11 protein-coding genes are annotated in these 14,977 nt (G+C 64.9%); 8 read left to right on the forward strand and 3 right to left on the reverse strand.

All coding sequences use genetic code 11. The features are described from left to right. Nucleotides 1-16: 16 nt before the first annotated feature. Together AC6CH3_RS01670 and AC6CH3_RS01675 are read right to left on the reverse strand one after the other, a co-directional pair. A complete protein-coding gene (locus tag AC6CH3_RS01670; protein ID WP_498130775.1) occupies nucleotides 17-1,759 on the reverse strand; it encodes a flavin monoamine oxidase family protein in 1,743 nt (580 codons plus the stop codon). Beyond that, nucleotides 1,756-3,297 carry an APC family permease gene (locus AC6CH3_RS01675; protein ID WP_498130776.1) on the reverse strand — a complete coding sequence of 514 codons (1,542 nt, stop codon included), beginning with the start codon at nucleotides 3,295-3,297 and terminating at the stop codon, nucleotides 1,756-1,758. Before AC6CH3_RS01675 ends, AC6CH3_RS01670 begins: the two co-directional genes overlap by 4 nt. Nucleotides 3,298-3,398: 101 nt before the next feature. Between AC6CH3_RS01675 and AC6CH3_RS01680 the strand changes: the two genes are divergently transcribed. Then, nucleotides 3,399-4,994, forward strand: coding sequence for a PucR family transcriptional regulator (locus AC6CH3_RS01680; protein WP_498130777.1), 1,596 nt, complete (start codon nucleotides 3,399-3,401; stop codon nucleotides 4,992-4,994). A gap of 10 nt (nucleotides 4,995-5,004) precedes the next feature. Here the strand turns inward: AC6CH3_RS01680 and AC6CH3_RS01685 are convergent, their stop codons facing one another. Further along, entirely contained in the window at nucleotides 5,005-5,832 is an 828-nt protein-coding gene (locus AC6CH3_RS01685; protein WP_498130778.1) for a nitrilase-related carbon-nitrogen hydrolase, read from the reverse strand. Nucleotides 5,833-6,040: 208 nt separating this feature from the next. Between AC6CH3_RS01685 and AC6CH3_RS01690 the strand changes: the two genes are divergently transcribed. The 7 genes from AC6CH3_RS01690 to AC6CH3_RS01720 all read left to right on the forward strand — a co-directional run bounded on the left by AC6CH3_RS01690 (nucleotide 6,041) and on the right by AC6CH3_RS01720 (nucleotide 14,970). After that, nucleotides 6,041-7,231, forward strand: coding sequence for an ROK family transcriptional regulator (locus AC6CH3_RS01690; RefSeq protein WP_498130779.1), 1,191 nt, complete (start codon nucleotides 6,041-6,043; stop codon nucleotides 7,229-7,231). Nucleotides 7,232-7,361: 130 nt separating this feature from the next. Then, complete coding sequence (gene mmsA / locus AC6CH3_RS01695) at nucleotides 7,362-8,921, forward strand: multiple monosaccharide ABC transporter ATP-binding protein (protein ID WP_498130780.1); 1,560 nt, start codon at nucleotides 7,362-7,364, stop codon at nucleotides 8,919-8,921. A gap of 44 nt (nucleotides 8,922-8,965) precedes the next feature. Then, nucleotides 8,966-10,243: a multiple monosaccharide ABC transporter permease gene (mmsB, locus tag AC6CH3_RS01700; protein WP_498130781.1), complete on the forward strand. Its 1,278-nt coding sequence runs from the start codon at nucleotides 8,966-8,968 to the stop codon at nucleotides 10,241-10,243. A gap of 54 nt (nucleotides 10,244-10,297) precedes the next feature. Continuing rightward, nucleotides 10,298-11,398 carry a substrate-binding domain-containing protein gene (locus AC6CH3_RS01705; protein WP_498130782.1) on the forward strand — a complete coding sequence of 367 codons (1,101 nt, stop codon included), beginning with the start codon at nucleotides 10,298-10,300 and terminating at the stop codon, nucleotides 11,396-11,398. A gap of 250 nt (nucleotides 11,399-11,648) precedes the next feature. Continuing rightward, the gene (locus AC6CH3_RS01710) at nucleotides 11,649-13,049 is read left to right on the forward strand and encodes an ABC transporter permease (protein ID WP_498130783.1); all 1,401 of its coding nucleotides are present in this window, start codon (nucleotides 11,649-11,651) and stop codon (nucleotides 13,047-13,049) included. A 2-nt stretch (nucleotides 13,050-13,051) separates the two neighbouring features. Continuing rightward, nucleotides 13,052-13,774, forward strand: a complete 723-nt coding sequence (locus AC6CH3_RS01715) for an ABC transporter ATP-binding protein (RefSeq protein WP_498130784.1) — start codon at nucleotides 13,052-13,054, stop codon at nucleotides 13,772-13,774. A gap of 125 nt (nucleotides 13,775-13,899) precedes the next feature. Then, nucleotides 13,900-14,970 carry a Gfo/Idh/MocA family protein gene (locus tag AC6CH3_RS01720; protein ID WP_498130785.1) on the forward strand — a complete coding sequence of 357 codons (1,071 nt, stop codon included), beginning with the start codon at nucleotides 13,900-13,902 and terminating at the stop codon, nucleotides 14,968-14,970. The last annotated feature ends 7 nt before the right edge of the window (nucleotides 14,971-14,977 follow it).

Genomic DNA, 14,977 nt, shown 5'->3' on the forward strand with positions numbered 1-14,977 from the left:
TTCAGTCCAGCTGTGTTCAGTCGAGGCTGATCGGCCCCAGGGCGTCTAGCAGGTCACCGGGACCCGGGTTGGACACGGACGATGAACCACCCAGGTGGTTCACCACCCCCCAGACCGCATTGAGGCCGGTGGTCACGGCGCCCTCGGCCCAGCCGGCGGTGAAGGAGATATCGTCGCCGGCCAGGAAGATTCCGCGCTGGCCTTCCGGCAGGTTGTCCTGCTTGAAGTGGGTGAAGAGGCGCTGCTGGTAGCGGTAGTGGCCAGGCAGGTTGGCCTTGAACGCGCCCATAAAGTTGGGGTCCGCTTCCCAAGAGACGGTGATGGGCTGTCCCACGATATGGCTGGCGATGTCCACACCAGGGTAGATCTGTTCCAGTGAGTGCAGCATCAGCTCAACGCGCTGGTCGGCGTCGAGCGCGAGCCACTTGAGCGCGTCGTCGTTCCAAGTGTAGGACAGCAGGATCACGGCGGGCTTGTCCGGGCCGTTGTCCAGCAGGTAGGTGGCGCGGTTCAGCCGGTCCGTCAGGGTCATGGACATGGTTTCGCGTCCCGTGGCGGGATCAATGTCCTTCCAGAACGGCCGGTCCACCATCACGAAGGTTTTGGAGGACTGCATGTAGTGCGAGCGTTCAATCGCTGTCCAGAGTTCGGCGGGGAACAGCGCTTCCTCGGTGTGGATCCGTGTGGACAGGAGCCATGACTGGCAGGTGGTCACCACGGCCGGGTAGGAGGATTCGCGGCCCCACCGTTCGCGGATGCGGAGGTCGCCATTGGGGTCGCGGCTGATCCGGTCCACGGCTCCCCGCGGGGAGCCGGAGTGCAGGGAGGCCAGGGATGTGCCGTCGGCCCAATGGGTCATGCCCGACGGCGTGTGGTGCCACAGCGCCTCGGGGAGCCGCTGCGCTCCCCCGGCAATCAGGCGGTGCTGGTCATCGGCGTCTGTATAGACGACGCGAAGGATTTCCAGGATGGAATTGGGGAAGTCGGTGTCCCACCCGCCGGTGCCGAAGCCGACCTGGCCGAAGGCCTCGCGGTGGGCGAACCCCGCTTCCCTGAACGACTCGCTCGCGGCGATGAAGCCGTAGAAGGTCTGTTCGTCCAACAGCGGCAGCAGTTCGTTCCAGAGTTCCTTGATCCGGGCTGTGTCGCGTGCCCGGATGGCGTTCTGCATTTCGCTGAACTTGGCGCCGTCGTTCACCGCGGCTTTCCAGGCGTCGGCCACTTCGCGGAAGAACGGCGGCAGATCGGCCGCGGTGCTGGCATAGTGCCGTTGGCCGGCAAGTTCGATGACCGTGCTGGACGTGGCAGGTGCCAGCGGGTTCGGGAAGTCCTGGGTTTCCAGGCCCAGCAGATCCACATAGTGGTAGAAGGCCTTGCCGGAGACCGGGAAGCGCATGCCGCCCAGGTCCGCCACCACGCCGGGAGCAGACGGGAAGCTGGCAGTCCGCAGCCGGCCGCCGATCCGGTCCGCTTCATAGATCACCGGACGCAGGCCAAGCTTCATGAGTTCGTAGGCCGTGACCAGGCCGGAGAGCCCTGCGCCCACCACAGCCACCTCGGTGCCGTACAGCTCCGGCGGGACAGCACCCAGGCCATCCGGATGGGCAAGGTAGTGGTCATAACTGAACGGGAAATCCGGGTTCAGCATCGTGACGGGTGCCTGGCCCAGCCTGTCGGCTACGGCTGTAGCGGCGCCGATCGGGGCGAAGGTGGCCGTGCTGGACGGATCGGAAGCCGGTAATTCGGTAGCGGTTGTCATGGAAGCTCTGCCTTCATGGTTTCAGGGTTTGACGGGATGCTCGAAAGTTCGCGGCTGGACAATTCACGGTATTCCTCGTGCGTCAGGGAAGCCACCCTTGAATTGCGGCGGCCATAGCCGAAGTATGCCGCGAGGCCCACCAACATCCAGATGCCGAAGGTCACCCAGGTATCCGCCCCGAGGTTCGCCATCAGGTACGCACACATGAGGGCCCCGAGGATGGGAGTGAGCGGAAACAGCGGGACCGTGAAGGTCCGCTTGAGTTCGGGCCGCACACGGCGGAGGTAGATGACGGCAACGTTCACCAGCGCGAAGGCAAAAAGCGTGCCGATGCTCGTGGCGTCAGCCAGGGCGCCGAGCGGAACCAGGCCGGCGGTGACTGCCACGAGAATGCCCACGATCAGGGTGCCGGCAACTGGGGTGCCAGTCCTCGCGGAGATCCGGCCGAAGATTCTGGGAATGAGCCCGTCGCGGGCCATGGAGAGAAGAATGCGGGTCTGTCCATAAAGGACAGTCAGCACGATGCTGGCGATGGCAAGGACCGCGCCGACGGCGAAGACCAAGGCGATCCACGGCTGTCCGGTGGTTTCCTCGAGGATCTTGACCAGTGCTGCTTCGTTGCCGTCGAACCAACCCCAGGGACGGGCGCCGACCGCGGCCACGGCAACCAGGACGTAGATCGTGGTAACGATCAGCATGGAGAGCATGATGGCCCGCGGCAGGTCCCGCTTGGGATTGCGTGCTTCCTCACCGGCTGTAGATGCCGCGTCGAAGCCGATGTAGGAGAAAAAGACGCTGGAAGCGGCGGCTGAGACACCGGCTGCACCCATGGGCAGGAGCGGCTCGAAGTTGCCGGCGTTGAAGGCGGTGAAGGCCACTGCGCAGAAGAAGACCAGGATGCCCACCTTGACCACCACGATGGCGGTGTTAATCCACGCGCTTTCCTTGGCGCCCCGCACCAGCAGGATCATGGCGAAGAGCACGATGATCATGGCCGGGATGTTCACGACACCGCCATCTCCGGGCGGCTGGGTGATGGCATCAGGCAGGATCTGGCCGAAGACCGCCAGCGACTCGTTCACGTACTGGCCGGCGCCAACTGCCACGGCCGCGACCGAGACGGCGTATTCGAGCACCAGGCACCAGCCACAGACCCAGGCCATGCCCTCGCCCAAAGTGGCGTAGCTGTAGGAATAGCTGGAGCCGGCCACGGGAACCAGGCCGGCCATTTCGGCGTAGGACACTGCGGACAGCAGTGCGGCGAGTCCAGCGATGGCGAAGGAGATCCAGATGGCCGGCCCGGCCACCGGAACGGATTCCCCGAGGATCACCAGGATGCCGGTTCCCAATGTCGCGCCGACACTGATCATGGTCAGCTGGAAAACGCCGAAGCTGCGGATCAGGCGGTTTCCGCCGTGGCCGGTTTCGGCTTCATTGACCATCTGTCCGATCGGCTTGCGGCGCAGCAGCTGGGCTGCCAGGCCGGGCCTCCGGGGCGGCGCGGCCGGCCGCTGTTCTGTGTAGGTTGGCACAGTCATCGTTGACGTCCGTTCGTGAGTAGTTGTCCATTGCCCTCACCCCACCCTAGGGGTGTGAGCCGCCTCTCACCGTTGTGCAAAATGCCCTATAGTGTGCTGGCATGAGACGCAATGCACAACGGGGAGCCGCAGGAACCGAGCGGCTGAGCGTGGTCACGCTGGAGCAGTTCCTGGGCAAGCTGCCGCCGGAGCTGAAGATCCTTCACGACGGCGGCAACGGATCCGGCCTGCTGCGGTGGGTGGAGCCGAGCGAGCTGGAGGACCCCACGCCCTACCTGCTCGACGGCGAATTCGTCCTCACGGCGGGGCTGCCGTTTGTGGGTGAGGCGGGCGGCGAGACCCGGGTGGACGCCTACGTCCGGCGCCTGGTGGAAGCCCGCGTGGACGCCCTGGGCTTCGGCCTGGAACCGTACTTCGACGCCGTGCCGGCGGCCTTGGTGGAAGCGTGTGTACGGCACAACCTGACCCTGGTTGAGGTGCCCGCCACCGTGCCGTTTGCGGCTATCGGGCTGGAGTTCTCACAGCTGCTTGAATCGGAAAACGCAAAGGTCTTCAGGCAGCTGGCGGACATCAACCGGCAGCTGATGCGCGCGGTCCTGTCTGCCCGCCCCGAGCACGAACTCCTGGCCGCCCTGACCCAGAGGGTGCCGGTGTGGGCGGTCCTGGTCGGCGCAGACGGAAAGGCCCGTGCCCGGGCCGGCACCGGCGTCGAGCTTTCCGCACTGCAGCAGCTCCTGGACCGGCTTCTGGGCGGCAGCGGGCCCCGGGTGGAAATGGACTCCTTCGATGTTCCCGGATCCGAATTCGTGTTCGGCCATCCGCTGCGCAGCACGCGCGATGCCAACCTGGGCGCCCTGATCCTGGGAACGGACCGGCAGCTGACGCCGGCCCAGAACAGCGTGGTGTCCGCCGCCGTCGGGCTCCTGGAGCTGCTGGTCAGGCAGCGGACCAGCGGCTCCCTCGCACCGAGCCAGCTCGCCACTGCGCTGCTGCTGCACCCGGACAGCCTCGTCAGCGGAGGAACGCGGCATGTCAATGCACTCCGGGACCTGTTGGCCCAGAGCACTTCCTCCACGCGCTCCTCCCCGCTTCGCGTGGTGCAGGGCATCAAGGCGGCAGCGGCAACCGGCTCCGGCAGCGACAGCCCCGTCCGCGAATTGCTGCAGTGGCGGCGGCTGTTTGACACCAAGCTCGTGGAGACCACGGACTATGGCTTCGCCGCCGTGACCCGGCTGAAGGTTGATGATGCCCTGGTGGGCGAGATCGAGAGGCTTGGCTGGCTCCTGGTCATCGGGGAGGCCACGGAGCTGGCGGGGCTGGCGGGTGCCTACCAGCGCGCCACGTCGCTGCGCTCGCGCGTCCGGAACACGGGCAAGAGCGCCCGGGTGGATGACGTGTCGTGGACGGTGGCCGGCCTTCTTGGCCGCGAGGCCGGCACCATGCTGGCCGGCAGGCTGCTGGAGCCACTGCTCAGCCAGGAGCCGGAGCGCCGGGACGCGCAACTGGCAGTGCTGCGCTCATGGCTGGGCGAAAACGGGAGCTGGGATGCCACGGCAAAGGCGCTGGGGCTGCACAGGAACAGCGTCCGCCGGCAGATCAATGCCGTAGCGGAGCTGCTGGACGCTGATCTGGGTCAGGCACAGGTACGGGCCGAGCTGTGGATTGCCCTGCAGTACGTGGACGAGCTGTTGCCGTAGAAAGTTTTCCCTACGTTATTGGCGCGTGCTCCTGGTTCATGCTGTCCTCCCAGGCCCGGTAGACGTGCGGACGGCGCTCGGCAAGGTAGGGCACGGCGTCGCGGGCCTGCCGGGCTGCCTCCGCGCTGACTTCGGCGAACAGCAGCTCCGGCCCCGGCCCGGCGGCGGCGATCAGGGAGCCATCCGGCGCGGCTATCACGCTCCCGCCGAGGAACTCGCAGCCGTCCTCCGCCCCGGAGTGGTTGGCGTAGGCCACGGTCAGCTGGCTTTCCAGTGCCCTTGCACGGAGCAGGATCTGGGGCACCTCTTCGAAGCCGTGGGCCAGTGCAGTGGGAACCAGGAGCAGCTCGGCGCCGCGGGCCGCGGCCGCCCTGGCGGTCTCGGGAAATTCCACGTCGTAGCAGATAGCCAGTGATGTCCGGATCCCGTCCAGCATGACGACGGCGGGAGCTGCTTCAGCGGGGCTGAAGGCCTTCCGCTCCTCGGCACCAAACAAATGCACTTTGGCGTAGCTGAGCAGTTCCTCCCCCCGGCTGCTGGTGAGAGTGGCCGAGATGTGCCAGCGCCCGTCTGCCGCGATGGCAGGGAGGCTGTATACGAGGGCGATGTTGTGGCGCTTCGCAATGTCCGCCAGGGTCCGCCGGATTGCGGGAAGGTCGGCGGGGTCCAGTTCGGTTCGCACACGCAGCGGGGCATAGCCCACCGGAAACAGCTCCGGAGTCAGCAAAACGCGCGCACCGGCGGCCGCAGCCTGACGCGCCGCCTCCTCGACCGCACGGCAGTTGCCTTCCACGTCCAAAACACTGGAATTCGCCTGCATCAGTGCCAGCAACACCATGATCACCTCGAGAGATTGTGTCTACGTCCGCGGCTTCCGGACCGCCTTCCTCCTCAGCGTAGCCCCGCCTTCCACTGTCGGGGACGGGCCATTTGCACCTTCCGTGGCCGGCCGCGGGACGTATTGTCCGCCCTCCAGAACATCCGGACAACCGTGGCTATGCGTTAACTTCTTGACTACAACGCGCCGGTGGTGCACTCTTCTAAGCATGCCCTCAACATCGCGCTCAACGAGGAGCCGAACCAAAAACCCGGGGTCACAGTCTGCCCTCCGGCACCTGAACCAGCAGCGGATCATCGAATGCCTGCTTAACGGCCCCTCCACCCAGGCGGAGCTCGCCCGGCAAACGGGCCTGTCCACCGCCACGGTTTCCAACATCGTCAAGATCATGCAGGACTCCGGCCTGGCCTCGACCGAACCAATCACCAGTTCGGGGCGGCGGGCCCTCAATGTCCGGCTGAACAGCAACGGCGCCGTGGCCGTGGGCATCGATTTTGGCCGTCGGCATCTGCGCGTCGTGCTGGCCACCCTGAGCTACCACATCATCGCCGAGGAATCCGTGCTCCTGCCCCTGGGCCACCACGCGGACGAGGGCATCGAGGCCGCCGTCGCGCTGTTGACCAAGCTGCTGGCCGCGAGCAGTGTGGAGCGCAGCGCGATCGTGGGCGCCGGCGTCGGGATTCCGGGCCCTATCGACCGGCGGACGGGCACAGTGGCGCAGGGCGCCATCCTGCCTGAATGGGTGGGCATTAACATCCTGCAGCACCTTGAAAACACGCTGCAATTCCCCGTTTTCATCGACAACGACGCCAATCTTGGCGCTCTCTCGGAAGTCACCTGGGGGCCGCACAGCGGCATCAGCAACCTCATGTTCATGAAGATCGGATCGGGCATCGGCGCCGGGCTCATCCTCAATGGCGCGCCGTACTACGGGAATGTGGGCATTACCGGTGAAATCGGCCATGCCACCATCCACGAACACGGCCTGATCTGCCGCTGCGGGAACCGGGGTTGCCTCGAGACCATCGCGTCCACCACCACCATGATCGAGTTCCTGAGCCGGGGCAGGGACACGCCGATGAGCCCGGAAGACATTGTCCACAAGGCCCTGGCCAGGGACTCGGCCACTTTGCGCGTGGTGGACGACGTCGGTCTGGCAGTGGGCCGCGCCCTGGGCAATGTTGCCAATCTGATCAACCCGGAGGTGATCGTCGTGGGCGGGCCACTGGCCGGCCTCGGCGACATTCTGCTCGACCCTATCCGCCGGGGCTTGGTGCGACATGCCGTTCCCGTCATCGGGGAAACCACCACCCTGACGATGTCGTCCTTGGGTGACCGCGCCGAGGCCTTGGGAGCCGCCGCCTTGGTCTTCCAGCATGCGGGAATCCGGCGCTCGTAGCTTTTCGTTATCGGGCCGTTGCGTTAAAGACTTGACGACAATGGCTGTGATCCAGTTTACTTTTTCATCAGACGGCCCCTGCGGTTTGCGGGGCGGACAACGTAGTCACGCATTGGAGGCGTAAGGGCATATGACGTCCGACAGCACGCACAGAGAACCCGTAATCCTCGAGATGCGCTCCATCACCAAGGAATTCCCCGGCGTTAAAGCATTGGCTGATGTGAATCTGCGGGTGAAGGCGGGAGAGATCCACGCAATCTGCGGAGAGAACGGTGCCGGCAAGTCCACCCTGATGAAGGTACTTTCGGGCGTGTACCCGTACGGAACCTACACCGGCGACATCGTGTACCAGTCCGAGGTCCAGCAGTTCAGGGACATCCGGGCCAGCGAGCACGCCGGCATCGTGATCATCCACCAGGAACTGGCGCTCATCCCGGAACTGTCCATCACGGAGAACATCTTCCTCGGCAACGAGCCGGTCAAGCGCGGCGTGATTGACTGGGCCGAAGCCCGCACCCGGACCCGCGAGCTGCTGGCCCGCGTGGGACTCCGGGAGAACCCGGACACCCCCATCAAGGAGATCGGCGTCGGGAAGCAGCAGCTCGTGGAGATCGCCAAGGCGCTGAGCAAGTCTGTGAAGCTCCTCATCCTCGACGAGCCCACTGCCGCGCTGAACGAGTCGGATTCGCAGCACCTGCTGGACCTGATGCTGGGCCTGAAGGGCCGCGGCATAACCTCCATCATCATTTCGCACAAGCTCAATGAGATCGAGCAGATCGCAGACTCCATCACCATCATCCGTGACGGCAAGTCCATCGAGACGCTGGATGTGAAGGCAGACGGAGTTGACGAGGACCGCATCATCAAGGGCATGGTGGGGCGGACCCTGGAATCCCGTTTCCCGGACCACGAGCCCAAGATCGGCGAGGTCCTCTTCGAGGTCAAGAACTGGACCGTCGGCCACCCGCAGATCCAGGACCGGCTGGTCTGCAAGGGCTCCAACTTTTTCGTCCGCCGCGGTGAGATCGTGGGCTTCGCCGGACTCATGGGAGCCGGCCGCACCGAACTGGCACGCTCCGTCTTCGGCCGCTCCTACGGCCGGTACATCACCGGCAGCATCTATAAGAACGGCAAGGAACTTCAACTCAAGAACGTAAAACAGGCCATCGACGCCGGCCTCGGCTACGTTACGGAGGACCGGAAGTCCCTTGGCCTGAACCTGCTGGATGACATCAAGACCACCACTGTTTCCGCTGCGCTGAACAAGATCAGCAGGCACTTCGTTGTGGACTCCAACAAGGAATTCACAGTGGCTGAGCAGTACCGCAAGTCCCTGCGCACCAAGACGCCGTCCGTGGAGGAAGGCGTGGCCAAGCTCTCCGGCGGCAATCAGCAGAAGGTGGTCCTGGCCAAGTGGATGTTCACGGACCCAGACCTGCTGATCCTGGACGAGCCCACACGCGGCATCGACGTCGGGGCCAAGTACGAGATCTACGGCATCATTCAGCAGCTCGCCAACCAAGGGAAGGGAGTCATCGTCATCTCGTCCGAACTGCCTGAACTGCTGGGCCTCTCGGACCGCATTTACACCATCTTCGAAGGCGCCATCACAGGTGTACTGAACAAAGACGAGGCCAGCCAGGAAAGCCTGATGAAGCTGATGACCTCCGCCCGCAAAGCCGCCGCCTGACCCTCTGGAATCCTCCAGAACCTTCCAGAACAAGGACTGACACAATGAACGCGCTCAAGAAGCTCTTTGGCGGCAACACCCGCCAATTCGGCATGATCTTCGCCCTGGTTGCACTGATCATCTTCTTCCAATTCGCTACCGACGGCCGCACACTCACTCCAGGCAACGTCATCAACCTCTTCAACGGCAACTCCTACATCCTCATCCTGGCCATCGGCATGGTGCTGGTGATCATCGCCGGCCACATCGACCTATCAGTCGGCTCCGTCGCGGCGTTCGTAGGCGTCACCGTTGCGCTGGCCATCCGTGACTGGGGAATCCCGTGGTATGCGGGTATTCTGCTCGGACTTGGCCTGGGAATCCTAATTGGCGCCTGGCAAGGGTTCTGGACGGCGTATGTAGGGATACCCGCATTCATCGTGACGCTTGCGGGCATGCTCCTGTTCCGGGGTTTCAACCAGTTCGTCGGCAAATCCAACACCATCCCGGTCCCCGCCGACTTCCAGTACATCGGTTCCGGCTATCTTCCGGAGGTCGGTCCGAACACCGGCTTCAACAACCTGACCCTGCTGCTTGGCCTGCTGGGCGTCGCATTCGTGGTCTTCAGCGAACTCCGGGCCCGGCGCACCGCCAAGGCGCTCGGCGCAGAAGTCCCCGAGGCGTGGGTGGCCGTTACCAAGCTCGTACTGGTCGGCGGTGCCATCCTCTACGCGACGTACCTGTTCGCCACGGGCCGCCCGGGAACGTCCTTCCCGATCCCCGGCCTCATCCTTGCCGTGCTGGTCCTGATCTACGGGTTCATCTCCTCCAAGACCGTCGTCGGCCGCCACGTCTACGCGGTGGGCGGCAACCGCCACGCAGCCGAGCTCTCCGGTGTCCAGTCCAAGAAGGTCAACTTCCTGGTCATGATGAACATGTCCGTCCTGGCCGGCCTCGCCGGCATGATCTTCGTCGGCCGTTCCACCGCCTCCGGCCCGTTCGACGGCGTTGGCTGGGAACTCGACGCCATCGCGGCTGTGTTCATCGGCGGCGCGGCAGTGACCGGCGGCGTGGGCACGGTTATCGGTTCGATCGTCGGTGGCCTCGTGATGGCTGTGCTGAACAACGGCCTGCAGCTCCTCGGCGTCGGCGCAGACCTCACCCAGATCATCAAGGGCCTGGTCCTGCTGATCGCCGTGGCCTTCGACGTCTACAACAAGAGCCAGGGCAAGCGGTCCATCATCGGCATGCTGACCCAGAACTTCAACCGCCCCAGCGGTGGAACGCCGCTTCAGCCCGACGAAGTGACCTCGACCAAAGAAACCATCGCCCGGGAAGCCTGAGCACTGATCGCTCCCCGGACGCATTTCCCACCCCTATAGAAAGTGAACCAAGCAATGCGAATGATTGGTAAAGCAGGAAAGGCGGCAGCAGTCGCTGCCATTGCGGCACTGGCGCTGACAGCCTGCGGCCGTTCCGACACCGGCACAACGGGTGGTGGCACCGCAGGCGGCGAGGCTTTCCCCAAGGACTCCTCGATCGGCGTCGCGCTCCCACAGAAGACCAGCGAGAACTGGGTCCTGGCGGAAAAGCTGTTCAACGACGGGCTCACGGAAGCCGGTTTCAAGCCGGACGTCCAGTTCGCCAACGGCGGCGTCTCCGAACAGCAGAACCAGATCAGTGCCATGATCACCAAGGGCGCCAAGGTCATCGTCGTCGGCGCGATCGACGGTGCCCAGCTCGGCACCCAGCTGAAGCAGGCCAAGGACGCCGGCGCGACCATCATCGCGTACGACCGCCTGCTGCTGAACACCGAGAACGTGGACTACTACGTGGCCTACGACAACTTCAAGGTCGGTGAACTGCAGGGCCAGGCACTCCTCGAAGGCATGCAGAAGAAGAAGCCGCAGGGCCCGTACAACATCGAGCTCTTCGCCGGCTCCCCTGACGACGCCAACGCGAAGGTCTTCTTCGACGGCGCCATGAGCGTGCTCCAGCCGAAGATCGATGACGGCACCCTCAAGGTGCTGTCCGGCCAGACATCGTTCGGGCAGGCCGTCACGCAGGGCTGGAAAGCAGAAAACGCCCAGCGCCGCGCCGACACCCTGCTGACCGGCAGCTACGGCAGCGCGTCGCTGGACGGCGTGCTGTCCCCGAACGACACCCTGGCCCGCGCTGTCCTGACCGCCGTGAAGGGTGCCGGCAAGCCGCTGCCTGTCATCACCGGCCAGGACTCCGAGGTTGAGTCGGTCAAGTCCATCATGGCCGGGGAGCAGTACTCCACCATCAACAAGGACACCCGCAAGCTCGTTGAGCACGCGATCGTCATGGTCAAGGACATCCAGGCAGGCAAGACGCCTGAGATCAACGACGACAAGTCCTACAACAACAAGGTCAAGACCGTTCCGGCCTACCTGCTGGAGCCGGTCATCGTGACCCAGGAGAACGTCAAGACGGCCTACGTGGACGATCCGGTACTCGGACCGATCACCAAGTAGCCGCACCGACGGCGTAACACCAAACGCTCCACCCAAGAGCCCCGGCTCCCCCGCAAAGGAGGGCCGGGGCTCTTGACGTCCCACCCCGCCCCTTCCGCACTTCCTGCCGGTTCTGACCCGCCCCTCCCTCACTTTTCGCTTTCCCTGCTTCACAGCGCAAACACAGCCTGGACCCGTTTCCTGCACAGCCGCCCGAACGAGGGTGGATGTGAAGCCGGCACGTCAGCCGGCAAGCGACCCAAGGAGTACAGTGAGCGTCCTCGCACGGAGTGTAGGCAATGCCTTCAGAAACAAGGTCAGGACGGCAGCCGTCGTGGCCGTTCTTGCCGTAGCAATCGGACTGGCACTGGCGATGCTGGTGGCCAACCAGGCGGTCGGCGCCAAGGTCCAGGAGCTGAATGCGTCGGTGGGGACTGTGCTCACCGTCAACCCCGCGGGCGGCCAGGGCTTCGAGGGCGGCGGCGAGCCGCTGACCTCGGAGCAGGCCGCGACGGCAGCCGCCGTCCCCAACGTGACCGCCGTCGTCGGAACCCAAACGCTGCGGCTGCGCAACGCCACCGAAGCTGCCGCACAGGCGGCGGCAGGCCAGACGGGCGGACCGGGTGCAGGGTTTGGCGGTGCAGCCACCACCACAATGACAACAAGCCTCTTGCCAGCGATCGAAGCCGGGACCCTCGGTAATCGAAACCAGGAGACCGGAACCACCGGAAACCAGGCGGCACGCGCCTTCGCCTTGCCTATTACCGCCACCGGCACCGGAGCAGAGGTGGACAGCACCGGGGTGCCTTTGAAGATCACGGCGGGAACCGGGCTGGGTGACTACGCGGCTGCGTCCACCCAGGCGCTGCTGGGCACTACCCTGGCGGAAAAGAACGACTTGACGGTGGGATCCAGATTCGTCATCAATGAGCAGACTTTTACCGTTTCCGGTCTGTTTGACGCCGGGACGGCATTCGGCAACAACGCCCTTTACATCACGCTCCCGCAGGCCCAAACGCTGGCTGCACTGCCCGGTGAACTCTCCACCATGATTGTTACCGTCAACAGCATGGAGAACGTTGACACGGCCAAGAGCGACCTCCAGGCCACCCTCGGCGCGGATAAGGCGGACGTCACCCAGCCCCAGAACCTGGAGACTGCTGTCAGTTCGCTGGACAGCGTGCGGAACATTTCCTTCATCGCCTTCGTGGCCGCCCTCGGAACCGCCGGCCTGATCATCCTTCTGATCATGGTGATGCTGGTCCGCGAGCGCCGCCGCGAAATCGGAGTGCTGAAAGCCATCGGTGCCCCCAACCGCACCATTGGCCTCCAGTTCGTCCTGGAGGCGCTGGTCCTGGTGGCGCTGGGCAGTGCAGTGGGCGCGGCCATCGCCTCGTTTGCCAGCGGCGGGATCGCCAGTGCGCTCGTCAGTTCAAGCACCAGCACGACGCCGGCAGCAGCCCCCGGGCTTCGCGGTGCAGCGGGAGGTTTCCCCGGCGGGGGCCCGTTGGGCGGCGCCTCCCAGCTCCTGACCTCCGTCACCGCGAGCGCTTCCCCGGACGTGATCGCCGCCGGCATCGCGGCGGTGTTCGGCGTCGCCATCATCGGGGCTCTGGTCCCGGCCCTGCTCACCGCCCGAATCCGTCCCATCGAAGTCCTCCGAGGAGAATAGCCATGATTGAAGTTAAGAACCTCGTCCGCACGTTCAAAACCGGAGACCGCACCATCAGGCCGGTCAACGGCGTCAGCTTCGAACTGGAACAGGGGACGCTGGCCTCCATCGTCGGGAAGAGCGGCAGCGGCAAGAGCACCCTGTTGTCCCTTCTCGGTGCGCTGGACAAACCCACCAGCGGAGACGTCGTCGTCAACGGCGTCAGCCTGGCGGGGATGCCCGATGGCAAGCTGACAGAGTACCGGCGCCGGGACATCGGCTTCGTGTTCCAGCAGTTCAACCTGATCCCCAACCTGTCGGCGCTGGACAATGTGATGCTCCCGATGGAGTTCGCCGGCGTTCGGAAGGCTGTTCGGGAGCAGCGGGCACGCGAGCTCCTCCAGCAGGTGCAGCTCGACGCGGAGAAGCACGTCCGCCGGATCAACCGTCTCTCCGGCGGCGAGCAGCAGCGCGTTGCCATCGCCCGGGCGCTGGCCAACGAACCCAAACTGATCCTTGCCGATGAGCCCACCGGCAACCTTGACGAGCAGACCGGCGAGCACATCATCGAGCTCCTGAGTTCGCTCAGCACGGATCACGACACCACCATTCTCGTGGTCACGCACGACCGGCATCTCGCCAACAAGACCGACAGGCGCTTCAGGCTGCAGCAAGGCAAGCTGGCCGAGGAGCCCGCCCGTGCCCGTGCGGGTGCAGCCTCAGGGATGGCGGCCGCGGGGGTGTAGGTCCCGGGCGGCAAGTGCGGGTCGGCGCAAGCCCTCCCGCACTTCCCGCTGCCCGAACCCCAACCCTCCCGCTGCTCCTGCGCGTAATGCCACAACGCTCCTGCGCGCGGTGAGAGGATGGCGTCATGACTTCGCCCATCGCCACGCCGTGGCTTTTCAGCCAGTCCAACCAGGATCCTCGCGCCGCTACCGGTGCTGCGTTGCGCTGGGGAGTGATCGCCACCGGCCGGATCGCGTCACTCGTCTCCCGGGACCTGGCTCTCCTCGCTGACGCCGAGCTGTACGCGGTCAGTTCGCGCCGGCAGGAGGCAGCGGAGGCCTTTGCCGCGGAGTTCGGCTTCTCCACGGCATATGGGGACGACGGCGGCCAGCAGGGCTACCAGCGGCTCCTCGCCGACGACGCGGTGGACATCGTGTACGTGGCCACACCTCACGCCCAGCATCACCAGATGGTGCTCGCTGCCCTCAATGCGGGAAAGCACGTCCTGTGCGAAAAGGCCTTCACCATCAATGCCAGCGAGGCCGCCGAGCTCATAGCCGTCGCCCGTGAAAAGAAGCTGTTCCTGATGGAAGCCGTCTGGAGCCGTTTCCTTCCCAGCATGCAGCGGGCGTTTGAAATCGCATGCTCCGGCGAACTTGGAACCGTACAGTGGGTCACCGCGGATCTCGGATTCCCGGCACCGTACTCGCCCACCGCGCGCCTATGGGCCGTCAAGGACGGCGGCGGGGCGCTCCTCGACCTGACCGTCTACCCCCTGCTGTGGGCTCTGGGAACACTGGGATTCCCACATGCCGTCAGTGCCACGGGCACACTTAATGAGGACGGCGTGGACGCACAGAACGCCCTGACGCTGGAGTACCACCACGGGGCACAGGCACAGCTGACCTCGTCTCTCCTGGCTTACGGTCCCCGCGCCGCCACCGTGGCCGGAAGCCTGGGCTATCTTCAAACGCTCGGCTCCATTAATAACCCCAAGCAGCTTGTTATCGGAATCGGCCGCGAACCGCTTCGCACAGAGCACTTCGACATAGCCGGCCTGGGCTACACCTACGAGCTTCGCGAGGTGACGCGGTGCGTCCAACAGGGTTTGACGGAAAGCCCGGTCATGCCGCTGGAAGATTCGTTGAACACCATGCGGCTTTTCGACGGCGTCCGGGCGCAGCTGGGCGTCAGCTACCCAAACGATGCCCGCTGACAGCGCT

This window comes from Arthrobacter sp. GQ119, assembly GCF_059759125.1.

Excerpts from the sequence above, each read along its gene's own strand:
- AC6CH3_RS01670 (WP_498130775.1), bottom strand. The coding sequence starts at position 1,759 with ATGACAACCGCTACCGAATTACCGGCTTCCGATCCGTCCAGCACGGCC.
- AC6CH3_RS01675 (WP_498130776.1), bottom strand. The coding sequence starts at position 3,297 with ATGACTGTGCCAACCTACACAGAACAGCGGCCGGCCGCGCCGCCCCGG.
- AC6CH3_RS01680 (WP_498130777.1), top strand. The coding sequence starts at position 3,399 with ATGAGACGCAATGCACAACGGGGAGCCGCAGGAACCGAGCGGCTGAGC.
- AC6CH3_RS01685 (WP_498130778.1), bottom strand. The coding sequence starts at position 5,832 with ATGGTGTTGCTGGCACTGATGCAGGCGAATTCCAGTGTTTTGGACGTG.
- AC6CH3_RS01690 (WP_498130779.1), top strand. The coding sequence starts at position 6,041 with ATGCCCTCAACATCGCGCTCAACGAGGAGCCGAACCAAAAACCCGGGG.
- mmsA (WP_498130780.1), top strand. The coding sequence starts at position 7,362 with ATGACGTCCGACAGCACGCACAGAGAACCCGTAATCCTCGAGATGCGC.
- mmsB (WP_498130781.1), top strand. The coding sequence starts at position 8,966 with ATGAACGCGCTCAAGAAGCTCTTTGGCGGCAACACCCGCCAATTCGGC.
- AC6CH3_RS01705 (WP_498130782.1), top strand. The coding sequence starts at position 10,298 with ATGCGAATGATTGGTAAAGCAGGAAAGGCGGCAGCAGTCGCTGCCATT.
- AC6CH3_RS01715 (WP_498130784.1), top strand. The coding sequence starts at position 13,052 with ATGATTGAAGTTAAGAACCTCGTCCGCACGTTCAAAACCGGAGACCGC.
- AC6CH3_RS01720 (WP_498130785.1), top strand. The coding sequence starts at position 13,900 with ATGACTTCGCCCATCGCCACGCCGTGGCTTTTCAGCCAGTCCAACCAG.